16 protein-coding genes are annotated in these 14344 nt (G+C 62.1%); 11 read left to right on the forward strand and 5 right to left on the reverse strand.

The window, feature by feature from the left end; translation table 11 throughout:
* Nucleotides 1–17: 17 nt before the first annotated feature.
* The 4 genes from AC1RQP_RS02470 to AC1RQP_RS02485 all read right to left on the reverse strand — a co-directional run bounded on the left by AC1RQP_RS02470 (nucleotide 18) and on the right by AC1RQP_RS02485 (nucleotide 2670).
* Nucleotides 18–368, reverse strand: a complete 351-nt coding sequence (locus tag AC1RQP_RS02470; RefSeq protein WP_257194687.1) for a hypothetical protein — start codon at nucleotides 366–368, stop codon at nucleotides 18–20.
* 211 nt (nucleotides 369–579) lie between these two features.
* Nucleotides 580–987: a hypothetical protein gene (locus tag AC1RQP_RS02475; protein ID WP_492935806.1), complete on the reverse strand. Its 408-nt coding sequence runs from the start codon at nucleotides 985–987 to the stop codon at nucleotides 580–582.
* A gap of 179 nt (nucleotides 988–1166) precedes the next feature.
* A complete protein-coding gene (locus AC1RQP_RS02480; RefSeq protein ID WP_492935807.1) occupies nucleotides 1167–1649 on the reverse strand; it encodes a cupin domain-containing protein in 483 nt (160 codons plus the stop codon).
* Nucleotides 1650–1761: 112 nt separating this feature from the next.
* Nucleotides 1762–2670 carry a dienelactone hydrolase family protein gene (locus AC1RQP_RS02485; protein WP_492935808.1) on the reverse strand — a complete coding sequence of 303 codons (909 nt, stop codon included), beginning with the start codon at nucleotides 2668–2670 and terminating at the stop codon, nucleotides 1762–1764.
* Nucleotides 2671–2830: 160 nt separating this feature from the next.
* On the opposite strand from AC1RQP_RS02485, the gene AC1RQP_RS02490 reads away from it, so the two are divergent.
* Nucleotides 2831–3979 carry a helix-turn-helix transcriptional regulator gene (locus AC1RQP_RS02490; protein ID WP_492935809.1) on the forward strand — a complete coding sequence of 383 codons (1149 nt, stop codon included), beginning with the start codon at nucleotides 2831–2833 and terminating at the stop codon, nucleotides 3977–3979.
* 192 nt (nucleotides 3980–4171) lie between these two features.
* Here the strand turns inward: AC1RQP_RS02490 and AC1RQP_RS02495 are convergent, their stop codons facing one another.
* On the reverse strand, nucleotides 4172–4501 hold the full coding sequence (locus AC1RQP_RS02495; protein ID WP_492935810.1) for a hypothetical protein: 330 nt from the start codon (nucleotides 4499–4501) through the stop codon (nucleotides 4172–4174).
* A gap of 209 nt (nucleotides 4502–4710) precedes the next feature.
* Between AC1RQP_RS02495 and AC1RQP_RS02500 the strand changes: the two genes are divergently transcribed.
* The 10 genes from AC1RQP_RS02500 to AC1RQP_RS02545 all read left to right on the forward strand — a co-directional run bounded on the left by AC1RQP_RS02500 (nucleotide 4711) and on the right by AC1RQP_RS02545 (nucleotide 14342).
* Nucleotides 4711–5316 (forward strand): hypothetical protein, encoded by a 606-nt coding sequence (locus tag AC1RQP_RS02500; protein WP_492935811.1) that lies wholly within the window; start codon nucleotides 4711–4713, stop codon nucleotides 5314–5316.
* 8 nt (nucleotides 5317–5324) lie between these two features.
* On the forward strand, nucleotides 5325–5861 hold the full coding sequence (locus AC1RQP_RS02505; protein WP_492935812.1) for a hypothetical protein: 537 nt from the start codon (nucleotides 5325–5327) through the stop codon (nucleotides 5859–5861).
* A 4-nt stretch (nucleotides 5862–5865) separates the two neighbouring features.
* Entirely contained in the window at nucleotides 5866–6669 is an 804-nt protein-coding gene (locus AC1RQP_RS02510) for a metallophosphoesterase (RefSeq protein WP_492935813.1), read from the forward strand.
* A gap of 83 nt (nucleotides 6670–6752) precedes the next feature.
* Complete coding sequence (locus AC1RQP_RS02515) at nucleotides 6753–7340, forward strand: hypothetical protein (RefSeq protein ID WP_492935814.1); 588 nt, start codon at nucleotides 6753–6755, stop codon at nucleotides 7338–7340.
* Complete coding sequence (locus tag AC1RQP_RS02520) at nucleotides 7337–9412, forward strand: AAA family ATPase (protein ID WP_492935815.1); 2076 nt, start codon at nucleotides 7337–7339, stop codon at nucleotides 9410–9412. The genes AC1RQP_RS02515 and AC1RQP_RS02520 overlap by 4 nt, the downstream gene beginning before the upstream one ends.
* Complete coding sequence (locus AC1RQP_RS02525) at nucleotides 9409–9675, forward strand: hypothetical protein (RefSeq protein ID WP_492935816.1); 267 nt, start codon at nucleotides 9409–9411, stop codon at nucleotides 9673–9675. The genes AC1RQP_RS02520 and AC1RQP_RS02525 overlap by 4 nt, the downstream gene beginning before the upstream one ends.
* A complete protein-coding gene (locus AC1RQP_RS02530; RefSeq protein ID WP_492935817.1) occupies nucleotides 9676–10551 on the forward strand; it encodes a tyrosine-type recombinase/integrase in 876 nt (291 codons plus the stop codon).
* Between the two features lie 482 nt (nucleotides 10552–11033).
* Complete coding sequence (locus AC1RQP_RS02535; RefSeq protein WP_492935818.1) at nucleotides 11034–11243, forward strand: hypothetical protein; 210 nt, start codon at nucleotides 11034–11036, stop codon at nucleotides 11241–11243.
* Nucleotides 11236–12000 (forward strand): hypothetical protein, encoded by a 765-nt coding sequence (locus AC1RQP_RS02540; protein ID WP_492935819.1) that lies wholly within the window; start codon nucleotides 11236–11238, stop codon nucleotides 11998–12000. Before AC1RQP_RS02535 ends, AC1RQP_RS02540 begins: the two co-directional genes overlap by 8 nt.
* The gene (locus AC1RQP_RS02545; protein ID WP_492935820.1) at nucleotides 11994–14342 is read left to right on the forward strand and encodes a TnsB C-terminal domain-containing protein; all 2349 of its coding nucleotides are present in this window, start codon (nucleotides 11994–11996) and stop codon (nucleotides 14340–14342) included. Before AC1RQP_RS02540 ends, AC1RQP_RS02545 begins: the two co-directional genes overlap by 7 nt.
* Nucleotides 14343–14344: the final 2 nt, after the last annotated feature.

Raw genomic sequence — 14344 nt, forward strand, 5'->3', positions numbered from 1 at the left:
GAGCGGGTTCGTTCAGATCAGGCCTTTGGAGGGGGAGTATCCAATGCGGAGGAGGTGCCGGTCAGTCGCTTCGTCGGCATAGCGACCGGCTTCGTCACGGCCGCAGCGAGCGACCAGGCTGCCGTGGCCCGAGCGGGCGAGACGGAGAAGCACCCGTGGCAATGCCGTTCGGTCAGAACGCTGTCGCCACCCGTCGTGCTTCCCAGCCCTGCAGTCGAAAAGACGGTCTCGGTCGAGCCGGTGATTGCCACATGGTCGATATGGGCACTATGGAGGACGGCGGCGCTCAAATGGCCGAACGCAAGCAACAGAACCAGCAGATCGCGTAGCCGGCGAAGGAGAGCATTGCTGGTGGCGGCGATCGGCATAACGCGAGGCAAATCCGCAGAGGCAGAAGTGGCGCTGTCGCTATGGGCGACTCGGCATACTTGGCACTCCTACACGTCGCTCGATCGGTTGTCCTCAGCAAAAACGCGGGGTGCGACAATGTTGCCGCGCTCGCTGCGGCTACCCGGCTACAAGAAGTTACTGCAGCCACTTCGCCTTCTTTGAGTTCCGCGTTGCAACGCAAGCTCTAGCCTACGCGACGCTCCGGGTCTTTTCGGAGGGTTGAGATAGGCCGGTGGTCTCGGCTGCCTCGGATTTCGCATCGGCTATTCGCTCCACCGATCCGGCGATGCCTCGCAGCGGCGTGCCGAAGTCAGGAATGTCGATCAAAGCCAACAGCAAACCGGCGATCCAGAACGCGTGCATCCCGGTGAACAAGGAGATCAGGCCGAGCACGGCGACGAACTCGAACTGCAGCTTTTGTGACTTGTGCGCCATCCGCTCGGGCAGGCTGTGCAGCTTCCAGTAAAGCACCCCCACGGAAAAGATCACCCCCACCAAGAAGACCCCCATCACCACCAGGAGCACGTCGGAGCCATCGGCCCCCGGCAGGAAGAACGGAAGCTTATGAAGAGCCTGAGGGTGAATTTCGGTTGCCAAACCTGTCTCCCGACAAAGAGCAGAATTCTTCTCTCCAAATAGGAGCGCTCGCACCGACGATATTGATCCAAATCAACGAATGAGGGCAAACGCTCCGCACCCGAGGCGACGTCCGGCATAACACTGCGTCAATTCCTGAGGTGCGATCGGCGCCCGCCTCTCCGGATGCAACGAGATGCCTACTGAGCCTTTCGCGGGTCGTCGGTAGAGTTCAGATAGTCTATCCCGGTTGGACCAATGCCAGTCACCTGGAACTCGACCTCTTCACTTCTCGTTTCTGCGAACTGCCAAACTCGAGGCGGCACATGCGAGAACGTGCCTTGTGGGAAAGCGACCAGCTTTGTGCTGTCGACGCTGTCGCCGATCGCCGAATAGTACGTGCCCGCAATGATGGTGCGAACCCGTTCGTCTGGATGGGAATGTACAGGCAACTTGAAGTTCGCCGGCAACTTGACGCGGACTACGAACAGGCCCGGCTTTGCCGGATTTCCATAGAGGACGGCAATTTGCGCACCCTTTCCCATGGCCGGCAGAGCATTCCACTTGAGGTCGGCGGCCGTAAGACGGGTGTAGGCGGCGGGTCGATCCTGCGCCCATGCGGGAGGTGATCCAAGGAAATCGAACATGAGCGCAGCGCAAATCACCAGCCCAAAGAAGCGCATCGCACTCTCCCATGCGGGTTAGAGCTCGGAATTCTTGTCACGTGTGATCGGTAGCCTGGCCTCAGACTCGACTGGCGAAGCTTCTGCTTCATCAAATCATCCCAACGATCATCTACTTCATTTCGCTCGCCAGAAACCGATTGACGCGACCAATCGCATCGGCGCGCGCTTCCGGATTTGAACCCATCATGGGTGCGCTGCCGTCCGGCCGCCTCTGACTCGTCATTGGCGCCAGTGGAAGGTTCGGATGGTCGAACGCGTGAACTGTATCTGGATAGAAGTGCGCCTCGATTGAAGGGCTGCCAGCCTCTCTTGCGCGCGCTATCATGGCCTTGCATGGCCCGGCAGGCGTGGCCGTGTCCGCCTCGCCCATCAGGAGCAGCATCGGTTGACGAGGCTGCCATTTGGGATCTTTATCCGCGACCGGAGGGCAGTTCGGGTAAAGGGCGATCGCTGCGCGAAAATCCTTTTCAGGCGATACAGCCGTGGGCAAGCTCGCAGCGGCAATGGTAAACATCATTGCCATTCCACCATACGATTGCCCCAAGATGGCAATGCTGTCGGGGCGGACGTCGGAACGCGTCCTCAAATAATTCAATGCGCCGAACGCATCCATCGGCGTCTCCCGGTTCGGAAGGACGGGTCGCGAGAAGACCGGCAGTAACGCGCATAGGCTGCCATGGCCGCGTGGTTGAAATGAATCGATCAACAGGACCACGTAGCCATTCTGAGAGAGAACCTCACCCCACGTCCCGTACAATGGACGGACCTCGCCCTTATCGTTCGTGGCGCCATCGCATCCATGAATGCTGACAACGGCGGCAAACGGGCCCGGTCCAGACGGCTTGTACAGGTAACCGCTGATTGCGGTGGGCGTCCCGTTCTTCAGGTCGCCGTCGGTAGATGGGAAGGTCACCTTCTCTTGTGCGTGCGACAGCGGTCCGAGTGCGACCAAGCCACAAATGAAAGCTGCCATGCTCGCCGACCAACGCATCGTCGCCCTAAGCTGTTTGAAGACCATGCCAGCCCCCCAAATGCCACACTTGCTTGCAGTTGCGCAGATTGGCATGATCATCGTGTCGCTGTTATCCCCCGATCGGGGGATCATGGATTCTGCAATGAAGTCTGCCGCGCTAACCTAGTCCGCTTGAATACTGCGGGCTTTCGAAGAGCTGGACGTCATGAAGCCGCAGGACGATGCGTTGCTCGACGTGATCTACGGCGCGATCGCCAATCCCGAGAGCTGGCCCGATGTCCTGACACGAACCTCCGATCACCTCGGCGCCATCGGAGGTCTCATTACCCAGGTGCCAAAGCGGGGTCGTCCGCTCACCGTGATGGGTCGACTGTCTCCGGAATCCCTCGAAACCTACCACAAGCACTATCAATGGAATCTGTGGTCGGAGGCCATGAGGAGCGCCCCCTCCGGCAAGGCGGTCGCCGTCAACTCTTTGACGGAGCTTGGCGCCATCCGCAAGACCGGGTTCTACACCGATGTTCTCGCTCCGCAACGTATCGTCGACGCCGTCCAATTCAGCCATCAATCGATGCGCCTTGGCGGCGGGGTTGGAGGATTCGGCTTCATGCTATCGGCGCGCGGCGCCGATAGCATAGACGAGTCGCTGCGGCGTCTTCAGCGGCTCGTCCCACATCTAGGGCGCGCGCTCGACGTCACCATGCGGTTGGGCGATCTCGAAGATGGTACGCGGCAGCTAGGCAGGGTTCTGCAGCTACTGCCCACTCCTGCTCTCCTTCTCAACGGCAGCGGCTGCATCACCTTGGCGAATCCGGCGGCCGAAGCTTTGATTAGCTCCGGCGACGGCCTCAGGGCAGAGCGGAACGGTGGTCTTCGACTCGCTGCGGCCTTGCCGACGGAAACAAACGCCCTGCACCGCGCCTTGAGGCTATCGCTGGCCGTTGCCCTAGGTGCCGGCAAAGAGCTTGGCTACCCCCTGCGCCTGACCCGTCCATCCGGAGCAGCTCCGCTTCTGGTCCTTTCCGTTCCGCTGCCACCTCCTGCATTCGTGTTCTGGGAAATGCTTCCTCAGGCGCGTGTGTTGGTCTTGATCCTCGACCCCAGCACGCGATCGCGCGTATCTGTAGACGCGGTCCAAGTCACCTTCGGCCTGACTCCGGCCGAGGCCCGCGTCGCCGTACTCATCGGAAGCGGACTGAGCGGCCCCGAGGCCGCGGCATTGCTCGGGATATCGCCGGCGACGGTTAAGACGCACCTGAAGCAATGTTTTGAGAAGTGCGGCGTTCACTCACAGGTTGCCCTTGCGCGTGTCCTCGGTTCGCTACCTACGGATTTGCGCGGACTCAGGTCATGAGGCTTTGGCCTTAGCCAAATCGCGGGCAGATCCCGTGCGTGCTGCGCGATCTCGCGCGTCTGCGGCATCAAGTCCGGCCGTCGTCGGAAACCGTCATCCGCTGCGGGACGCAATGCCCGATGAGCGCGCAAAGGCCCGGAGGAACCGCGGGGCGCCGCTGGAAGGCCCCTTTCCTCCGACGAGAGAGGCGCCTTACTTCGCCGCGCGGGCCTTCACCTTGCGAGCTTTGAGGTAAGCCCGGAGCGCCTTCTCGGCGAGAATGTAGGCGGGCTGACCGTCCTCGATTGCCGCCATCTTGAGGGATTTGATGACGTCCCAAGGCAGATAAAGCAAAATCTGCCGCCTGCCGTCTTCCCCCTCACGGGCCTCCGATACGTCAACCTTGGGCCGCTTCATCCATCGTTCTCCGCAAATAGCCAGGCGTGGATAGCTGACTATCAAAATACGCATACCATCGAGACGCGCTCCCGAGTAGCCGAAATAGACGATTTTAACGCCCTTGTTCACAGCTTCGTAACACATTGCCGGCTCGCCGCGTTGGACAATTCCCGCCTCGGCGTTGCACTATTCGTCACTTCTAGATAGCTAGCTATCTCTTGACTTGACGATGGCGCACGGCTATTTGGCGATTATCGGTGTGGAAATGCGGCGATCAACATGAGCAACGACGAAGAGAACGACGGGGCGGCGGTACGGATCGCGCAGTTCATCGTCCAAGGAGTTTCTCAGCCATGTGCGTCGACATTCCCGGCCATCCGTCCGACCTCCGCCCCTTCCTGACCGCCAAGAGCCCGACCCCGATTCCGGTCGGCGACGCGGTCCGGCTCGATCTCTTGATTCAGTTGGCGCTCGATCCCGCGGTGACGGTCATCGAGCACGTCGCTTCGGTCACTCTCTGCGGGGTCGCCTACCCGCTGGATCTTCTGCTTGCGACGCGCGGCGAAGCGCGGTTGATCCTCGACGTCGGACCTCCGCTTCGCGATCTCGACGACGAAGGAACGCTCCTGCTCGCGGCCGACGAGCTTCGGGCGATGATCGTGCCTCTCTCGCCGGACGAGGTGCAGGCGCTACCGAGGTCATCGAACGCCAGGTTGATCTGGGCCTACCGTAAGCGCCAGGTTCCCGCCGATGGCCGAGAGCGGATCTTCGCGGCCATCGAGGACGACGGCGACTGCACCGTTGCCAGTCTGGGCTTTGGTCTCCGCGACTGGGTCTTCGCGCTCGCCTGCGAGGGCGCCGTCGCGATCGACATCGATCGCGACCCGATCGTCGACGCCCGCGTGCGTCTTGGCCGGTCTGCCCGAGTCCCGCCGCTCCGCTCCAACACACCGCGCTGAGGTTCCGAATGTGCGAATGGCGTCAACGGCTCATCGTCCGGTTTCCCGAGTTGTTCGACAGCACCACGTTCGGCGGGCACCTCCCCGGCCTTTCGCTGGTGGATGATGGTTGGCAGCACATCGTCTGCCGAGCCATCGCCCGGATCGCGACGGCGGTCGGCACCTCGCCGCTGAGGATCACAGCGATCTCCAGGCGATCCGGAGTGCTGAGGCTCGATTACCATCGTTCCTCGTCGATCGCGCGTCTCCCGGATATCGAGGCCGCGATCCAGTACGCCATCGCGCTGGCGGAGGCAGGCTCGGCATGCACGTGCGAGCGGTGCGGTCGCGAGGGATGTCTTCACCAAGTCGGTTCGGAACTCGTCACCGCGTGTCTGGCGCATGCGAACGGGGTGAAGGTGCGTAATGTGCGTGGCTTCGAAAACCTGCATGTCGTGCGGTCGTTTGACGGTAGACGTCCGGGGCCGATAATTCTTGGTCGTTATGACCGGATTTCCGACGCCTTCATCGCGGTCGATCCGCACTCGCTCCCGGCAGAGGAGTGAGGTGGTGCGCATCTGGACCATGAGCGATCTCCATCTCGAATCCGCGAGGGGCTGGGACCTGCCCTCTCCTTCGAAACGGCCTGCCTATGACGTGTTCGTTTGCGCCGGCGATCTCATGCCGGGCTTCGCGCGGGGCGTGAAGTGGTTGGCTGAGCGTATCCACGACCATCCGGTCGTGGTGGTGGCCGGCAATCACGAATTCTTTGGGCGGGACATCGACCGCGAGATCGAGAAGGCCCGCGAGGCCGCCTTCGGCACCAACGTCGTCGTACTTGAAGACGAAGCCAAGATGGTCGGCGGCGAAGACGGCGTCCTCGTCGCCGGCGCGGTCGGGTGGACCGACTTCGACCTGTACGGCACACCGGAGAAATCCATGCTCGCGGCCGCCGCCGGCATGAACGACTACCGTCGGATCCGCACGGATCGTTATGTCCGGCGGCTCCGTCCTCGAGACACGCTCGCCCGCCACCGCAAGACCCGCAAGTTCATCTCGTCGACGTTCGGCGGGCCGAAGACGTCGAAGCGGCTCCTCGTCACCCATCATCCCCTCCACGCTTTCGGCGGTCGGAGCCGTCCGACGTCGACCACGGACGAGCAGTATCTCTTGGGCCCGGCCTACGCTTCGCGTTGCCCCGAAGTGTTCACTCTCGGTCTGGACGCGGCCATCAGCGGGCACACGCACGTCAGCTTCGAGCTGGAGGTCGAGGGCGTGAAACTCATCGCGAACTGCAAGGGATACGGCCCCTGGGACGCTGTCTCGCGCTGGGAAAACGATGACTTCGATCCCTGCTTCACCTTCGACATCTAGGAGGACGCGATGGACGACGAGATCACGCCCGCGCCGCACGACTACGGCTTCTACTCGACCCATCCTTCGACCGGACATGAACCATGCGCTTCGACCACAGGATCCGCCCCCGATCTGCCGATTTCGTTTCGGCAAAGGCTTCACGACCGATTCCGCACGCTGGCGGGATCGTCAGGGACGCCTTGCTACAGGCAACGTTGGACCCCGAAATCCTTGAAATCGACTTCATCGGGACGGCGGGGACCGAAGCGCGGCCGGTAGATCTTCAGGTGGTCACCTTCCGGACAACTGCCGGCTGGCGGTATCTGGACATCGAGGTTGCCCGGCCGCTGCGGTCGCTTGGGGAAGCCGATGCCTTCGACCGGGAACTTCGCGCGCGCGGCTTGGCGCCCTACACATTGACGGGAGCTGATATTCTCAAGGAGCCCCGCTTCTCGACGGCTCGAGCGATTTGGACGTACCGTCGCTTTTCGGTCCCGCTGGACATGCGACACCGGCTGCTCGCGGCCTTGGCGGAGGACGGGCCGATGTCGCTCCATCATCTCTGCACTTTGGTACCCGGACCGCGCGATCCGTTTGCGTCGGTGCTATCGCTCGCATGCCGCAACGAGGTCGAGATCGACATTTCGACGCCGCTGAGTCCCTCGACGACCGTGAGATCTCGCTCATGACCGGGGGGTTCTCCAAACTGCGGCACGGCTTGTTGCCCGCTCCGGAAGACGATCCGAGGGTCTCCGACCTAGAGACAGCGATCGAAGGTCTACCGGATGATGTTCCTGCTCGCCGCTCCGATCGACCTAGCGCACGGCTGAATGCGAAAAAGGTTCGCGGCGCTATCGTTGCCGAGGCCTTTCGGCGGGCCGCCCCTCCGTCGCTTAGGCGAGCCATTGCGGCGGGGCGCCCGGTCGCGAGCGTCGTTCAGGTGCCCTCCTCGGCATGGATGAAGGCGGTCGACGAATATATAACTGAGGCCCGCGTAAAGACTATCGCACGTGACGGCTCGAGCAAGTCGATCGACGTCAATCACGTCGGAAACGAAGAGGTGGCGAAGTGTCTGGTCGCCGGACACAGCGTCGTTGGGATATCGACCGACCCGCAGCGTTTCTTGCCGATCACCCTCCTGCTGTCGGCCGACGTCACCGTGAAACTGGTTCCGCCCGACGCCAAGTCGGTCCGCAACCTTCTCAGAACTCTGCTGCCACTGACGGGACGCATACCGAGCAGCCGCATCGCCGACACGTCAGGTCTAGATCTGAACGATCTCGTTTCCATCTTCAGGAGCGGATCGACGGCTTCCGACGCGCTGGAGCGGCTTGCGACCCTCGCGATGCGCCGGCGGCAGAGCTCGCCCCATGTCGAAGGTGCGCCGATCCTCTCTGACGCGATCGAGTTCGGCGGCGCCGCCCGAATTTTTGGCCTGAACTTCGTGAAGGATGTCCAAGATTGGAGACGAGGATCCATACAGTGGGCGGAAGCGGACCACGGCGCGATTCTGCATTCAGAGCCGGGCCACGGGAAAAATTTTTTCGTAAATTCTCTCGCCTTGGCGGCAGGCACCGGCCTCGTCGTCGCGAAGATCTCAGATTTCTTTGCCGAACGTGAAGGTTACTTAGGAGATGTCGTCAAGTCGCTCAAGGCAGTGTTCAGCAAGGCCCGAGCGGAAGCGGCTCGTTTTGGACCGTCGGGGCAGCGCGGATGTCTTTTGGCATTCGACGAATTGGATGAACTGCCATCTAGAAACCGGATGTCGCGGCACAACAGCGACTTTTTTTCGGTCGTCGTAGGAGAGATGTTGACGAGTTTGGATTCCGTTATGTCCGACAATGAGAGCAACGTCGGGCTGTGCGTGTTGGGAATGACCAACCGGCTCGACGCCATCGATCCCGCACTCCTGCGTCCCGGGCGCTTCGAACGCACGATCGAGATTCCTCGTCCCGACGCGGCAGGCCTGGCCAACGTCCTGCAGTATCATCTTCGCGGTACGCCTCTCGAAGGAGTGGATCTGTCATCCGCGACGCGTCTGCTCGAAGGCATTTCCCCGGCCGAAGCGATGGAAGTCGCAAGAGCGGCGAGGCGCGCCGCAAGGCGTGCCGGCCGGCCTCTCAACGTCGACGACCTCGTCAGGGAAGGTAGCGGGCCAACACTTCCCCAGGCGGTCCTGCGTCGGGTGGCCGTGCATGAGGCGGGCCATATGGTCGCCTGCATCGCGACCGGAGGGAACCCCCTCAGCGCCAGGATTCTCAACCGGGGACAGATCGGCGGCGATGCCCGCCTGAATTCCGACGCCAACCGTGTATGGACGCTCGATCGTCTCGAAGCCCATATCGTCTTTCTGCTCGGGGGTCTGTGTGCAGAGAAACTGGTCCTCGGTTCGGCTTCCACGGGGGCCGGTGGCACTCAGTTGAGCGACCTGGCGATCTGCACGGGGCTCCTCGCGGCGGCCTTCACATCCACGCCACTGCTCGGCGGGCTCGTCTATCGCTGCGCCGACGGCGAAGCGCTGGCCATGGTTAGCAGGGATGCTGCGCTTGCCAAGCAGGTCGACGGCCGACTGAAAATGCTCGAGCGGCGGACGACGGGGATAGTCACGCAGCACGCGGCCGCCGTAGTCCGGATCGCGGACGCTCTCATGGCCCGACACTACGTGAGCGGCGACGAAGCGAGGGATCTCTTCCGGGGGCGGGCGCCTGTCCGCCAACCCATTCCAGCCGTCGCGACCGATAAGCCGAGGAATACCCCATGATCCGCATCCAGATCGAACTTCTGCCGGGAGGCTCGACGCATCTTCGGCGCTCCATCGCGAGCATCCGAATCTCCAATTTGAGCGATCTGGCCGACCGATCCGACTACGGCATCGACGTGCTGGAGACCGCCAACCCGCTCGCAGGGACCCCGCCGCGGCTCGCCAGCACCAAGGTATTCGACCACTACCGACGGCAGTCGATCTGGGCGTTGCTGGCCAAGGTGGTGGATGCCATCGAAAGCGCCGATTTCGTGGAGCTCTGAATGAAGATCCGGTGCCCCACGACGTCGCCATTTTCTCCGGAGAGCTCGGCCTGGTTGGACGGCTTGAGAGATGCGGATGCTTCGGCGTCGACGATGGACTGCTATTCGCGGGACATTCGGGATCTAGCGGCTGTGCTCGGCTCCGACGAGGTAGCCGCGATCGTGCGGATCGACCAGTCGGCCGTCGACGGCATCGCAGGCACCTGGGCTGCGACCGGAACAGCGCAGTCCACCATCTTTAGACGCTTCTCCGCGTTGCGAAGTTTCGCCCGATTTCTCAGTCTGGAGCGTTCCTATGACTGCTCGAAGCTGTTGAGCTGCCGCTTCCCGCCGTGCGGTAGAGTCCGCCGCGTGGCCGTGGGCGACGACGTCATCGAGATCCTGCTCGCGGCGCCGACAGGCGATTGCGACGAGTCATGGACACACGCGCGCGATCACGCCGCGCTTCGCTTGACTGCATCGTCCGGACTCACCACTGCCGAGCTGGTCGCGTTGAACCGAGGCGACTACAATCCGCGGCTGTCGACGGTCAGGGTAACCGGCTCCCACCTGAATGGGCGGCCTGGCATCGTTTCGCCAGAGGCCAAAGAGTGGCTGGAGCGCTACCTTCGAGCACAGCCCTTCGAGCTTCCGCCGACCGCACCATTGTTCGTCACGACGCGGGGAACCCGCTTCAGCGCGAGATCGCTTCAACTCGCCTGCCGCCGGCTGCGACAGGCGACCGGAGTCTGTCTGGACGCCGTGCCGACCTCATTGCGCAACGCACTCGCCGCGAACCTGGTCCGCTCCGGTGCGGCGCCCGAAGTGGTGGCAAAGACCTTGGGCATCGGCGTCGCAGCGGCGTGGCGCTACTTCGACGCGGCGGAGAAGCTGTGATGCGCGTAGCGGCACGAATTCAGGAAAAACGCAAGAGCGCAAAATCTGGCGACAAACATAGAGCCGTCCTGAGAATTTCTAGGAAATGCTCCGAAAAGGCCCGAAGAAATCCACGGGATTCATTTCGCTAGGATTCCGGAAGGCCGATGGTATTCAATGAGATACGCCGCAGCGGCGGCACCACGGGGACCGCGGAATGATCTAGCTAAGGAATATGCGCGACCGGAGCGGACTCCGGTCGCGCAGGTATCGACGGATCTCAGGACCACGCCCGCAAAGCCGTTCCGAAAGATCCAAGTCCGAAAATCCCGGACGAAAGTCCGGCATCGCTCGGCAGTAACGACCAAGAAGAACGCTTGGACGACAGGAGAATCGCACGTCCGATTCCAAGTCGCAAGCCCTTCTTGAATCCTTTCCGCCGAACAAGAGTCCCGCAGCATATCGCTGCGCGAGTCCTTTGGTAGGCAAGAAAGGTCAGCGACATGGCGCGTTCCGTCCATCCCAATTTCTCCGCGGTCGTCGAGCGCATCTTCAGCGGCGTCGATCGCAGGTTCGGAATTCCGAAGCGCATCTATTTCGACAACTCGCACGAATTCTGCAGTCTCATCACTCTGGACGCTTTCGTGCGAGAACATGCTGAACTCCTCTACGGAGACCTGCGCCCGCACCCCGGCAAGGACACCGATGCCTAGGAAGATCGAGCGCGTCTGGACCGTCCTCTGCGACGGCGTCGAGGTCTTCCGCCTCGGGGCCAATGAGGCGACGCGCCGCGTGATCACAGGCCGCCGCAATCACGTCGTCGGCGGTCATTATTCGATGAAGATGAACGGGCACGTCGTCCACGAAGGCGGCATCGAGGAGCGTTTCGTCCGGGTCTGCGACTACGTGCTCGGCGTCAAGCGGATCTGGGCCCAGCCAGAGACGATCCGGATGAACATCTTTGCCGAGTTCGCGAACGAGATCTATACGCCCGACTATCTCGTCGAGCACGACACGGGGTTCGTGCGTTACGAAATCAAGGAGTGGCGCGAACTTCGCCCGCCGCGGCCGACCATAGGCGACGAGAAGGCGCAGAGGCTATGGGATGATGCGGTTCTGCTCCGCGCGCGTCTCCGTCGCATCCGCGAGGCCTACCGGCGGGCGGGCCTTCCCTTCCGCGTCATCACGGAGCGCGGCATCGGCTTGCGTTGGGGAGACCGCGACGTCGTGGACGAGATCGCGGCCAACGACCGCTGGGACATCGAACCGGAGGAGCTCGACCGGCTCGTCACGGCGCTGAACGACGCCGGCGGCTCCCTGCCCCTGTCGCGTTGCCAAGCCCTCTTCGAGGAGGCGCCGCATCCGCGCGGCGTCGTGCTGTCGCGCATCCCGGAGCGCATCGTCTACATCGACCTGTTCGCCCCGATCGGCCCCGAGACGATCGTCCACAAGGGAGCGATCTCATGCTGAAGATTCTCGATGCGAGCGAGGCCGCCGCCTTGTCCACGCCCGTGGACGAGGAACCGCGTCCCACTATCGACTATCTTCTCTTCGATAACCTGACGCCCAACCAGACTGTTCTCATCGACAGCAAACCTCACCAGTTCTTCAAGAAGATGGAGGGCGAAGGCCCCCACCTCCTCATCAACCACCATACCGGCGAGACCGCGCGCTTAACAACGACCCGGCTCATCGAGCTATTCCAGGAGGGACGCTACTACAACCCTCTCAGGAAGCCGCCCCTGGTCGACGAGAAGAAGGCTATCGACGAAACACGCGCGTTGATTGGCAAGGTTTACCACACCCTCAACGCCAAGCCGCGCGGACGCGCGGCGGGCATCTGGCGTTACGTCGGCGCGTTCATCAACGAGATGCTCATCGCGCCGCCCGGGAAGCCGTTCTATCGCAACCGTGCAAACGCCGAAACGATCATCGAACAGGTAGACGGCGCGATCGACCTCGAGAACCGAAAGCGGCCCGAGGGTAAGCAGATCAAGAAGCCCAAGAAGACGACGCGAACGGTGCTTCGCTGGGTGGCCGCCGAACTGGTGCACGGCATGCAGGAGGCCACCTTCGTGCACAAGAATGCGATCAAGTCCCGCGAGCCGAAGCTGCCCAAGGAGGTGTTTTCCATCATCTCCGCGACCATCCGTTACCTGGTCGAAATCTCGGCCGAGTTCGGCCCGACCAAGATTCAAATGGTCGCGAACCAGAGGATCGATGGCCGCAACGCGGAGATCCGAATCCGCAACGAGGAGATCAAAAAGCTCATCGAGAATGGCGAACTTTCGGAGAGGCGGTTGCTCGATGAGCTTCCGACCGTTGGTTTGACGACGGTACAGGTTCAGTACCGTCGCTTCGACGCGTGGATCAGGCTCGCAAAGGAGCAAGGTGTACAGGCTGCAGATCTCCAGTTCGGCGGCCAGGGAAGTTTCGAGCGTCCGAAACGCATCCTGGACGTTGTCGAGTACGATCACCACCAATTCGATTTCGCGGGCGTCTTGGGCGAGACCCCGTTCGGTCGTGTCTGGTCGAAGGCCGGGATAGACAGGTTCTGGATTTGCCTCGGTTTGGATACCTACAGCGGGTACCCTGTCGGATTCTTTCCATCGTTCGAACCTGGCGGGCTTTACCCAGCACTGGCCGCGATCGATCATGGGATCAAGGTCAAGACTTACGTCGATAAGCGATTTCCGCAGATTCGCGGCTCGCTCCTGAGCTACGGCAAGCCAAGAAAGATCCGGTACGACAACGGGAAGGAGTTCGTCTCGGAACAGATGGCGCTGGCCTTGGCCCGCGTCAGGATCGGGTTCGAGATGGCAGTGCCCCATCAGCCGGACACCAAACCTTATGTGGAGCGGTTTTTCGGAACGCTCGAGTCGGATTTCGTGTCGTGGCTCAAGGGATCGACCGGATCCAGTCCGCAAAAGCGAGGTGCGCGCAAACCCCTGCTCGACGCGTGCATCACGATCGACGACTTCATCATGCTGTTCCACCTCTGGCTGATCGAGGTCTACGCCCGGCGCAAGCAGGAAGGAATGGACTGGGACACTCCGGAAGAGCGGTGGCTCCGAGGTGCGTCGAGCGATTCGAGCCGCCCGCAGCCGCTCACCGTGGACGAAGCGAAGAAGTGGGACTTGATCCCGAGTTTGGAGTTGAAGCTTACCGCGGGCAAGGACGGCATCCTCTGGAACAACCTCGTCTATCAGTCACCGCAAATCCAGGCGATGCGAGCCCGATCGGGCAGCATGGGAATGAGAAAGCGAGCGAACACGCCGGTCACGGTGCGCATTCCGCTGGCGAATGTAGGCCGCTGCGTGGTGATCGATCACACCAGCCGCTTCCCCGGTAACGAACACCTCCCGGAGGAGTTCGTGGTGATGTCGACCGACGAGGAGGCGCACGGCCTCTCAAAATTCCAGTGGGAGGCGCTGAGCAAACTGCGCCGCGCGAAGAAGCATGCCCCTACGGAACATCCCTCGCACACGGTCGGATTCAACCACCTTCTCGAGGAAGCACTGAAAGCGATGGGCGCGGTGCCGACCGGCGAGCGGCCTCCGGCGAAAGCCGTGCTCTCGAACGGCTACTATCCCCGTATCGCCGGCGTCCTCGGTCGCGGTGCCGAGGAGCATGCACTCGCCGTCACCGACGAGTTGATCGAGAAGACCGGATTGTTCAAGTCCGTTCCCGAAACACCGTCGGCCTCTGCCGCCGTCGCGGCTCCGCCCGAAGCGGTCGCTTCCGAACCCCCTCCAGCGCCGCGGAAGAAGCTGCGTTTCGCAGTGGACGCGCCGCTGAACAGGTCCGAGTAAGG

This window comes from Bradyrhizobium sp. GW821-FHT13H06 (genome assembly GCF_058803975.1).

Coding starts and splice junctions, on each gene's coding strand:
- AC1RQP_RS02530 (WP_492935817.1), top strand. CDS start 9,676: ATGAAGATCCGGTGCCCCACGACGTCGCCATTTTCTCCGGAGAGCTCG.
- AC1RQP_RS02470 (WP_257194687.1), bottom strand. CDS start 368: ATGCCGATCGCCGCCACCAGCAATGCTCTCCTTCGCCGGCTACGCGAT.
- AC1RQP_RS02520 (WP_492935815.1), top strand. CDS start 7,337: ATGACCGGGGGGTTCTCCAAACTGCGGCACGGCTTGTTGCCCGCTCCG.
- AC1RQP_RS02540 (WP_492935819.1), top strand. CDS start 11,236: ATGCCTAGGAAGATCGAGCGCGTCTGGACCGTCCTCTGCGACGGCGTC.
- AC1RQP_RS02485 (WP_492935808.1), bottom strand. CDS start 2,670: ATGGTCTTCAAACAGCTTAGGGCGACGATGCGTTGGTCGGCGAGCATG.
- AC1RQP_RS02505 (WP_492935812.1), top strand. CDS start 5,325: ATGTGCGAATGGCGTCAACGGCTCATCGTCCGGTTTCCCGAGTTGTTC.
- AC1RQP_RS02515 (WP_492935814.1), top strand. CDS start 6,753: ATGCGCTTCGACCACAGGATCCGCCCCCGATCTGCCGATTTCGTTTCG.
- AC1RQP_RS02535 (WP_492935818.1), top strand. CDS start 11,034: ATGGCGCGTTCCGTCCATCCCAATTTCTCCGCGGTCGTCGAGCGCATC.
- AC1RQP_RS02525 (WP_492935816.1), top strand. CDS start 9,409: ATGATCCGCATCCAGATCGAACTTCTGCCGGGAGGCTCGACGCATCTT.
- AC1RQP_RS02495 (WP_492935810.1), bottom strand. CDS start 4,501: ATGTGTTACGAAGCTGTGAACAAGGGCGTTAAAATCGTCTATTTCGGC.
- AC1RQP_RS02490 (WP_492935809.1), top strand. CDS start 2,831: ATGAAGCCGCAGGACGATGCGTTGCTCGACGTGATCTACGGCGCGATC.
- AC1RQP_RS02545 (WP_492935820.1), top strand. CDS start 11,994: ATGCTGAAGATTCTCGATGCGAGCGAGGCCGCCGCCTTGTCCACGCCC.
- AC1RQP_RS02480 (WP_492935807.1), bottom strand. CDS start 1,649: ATGCGCTTCTTTGGGCTGGTGATTTGCGCTGCGCTCATGTTCGATTTC.
- AC1RQP_RS02500 (WP_492935811.1), top strand. CDS start 4,711: ATGTGCGTCGACATTCCCGGCCATCCGTCCGACCTCCGCCCCTTCCTG.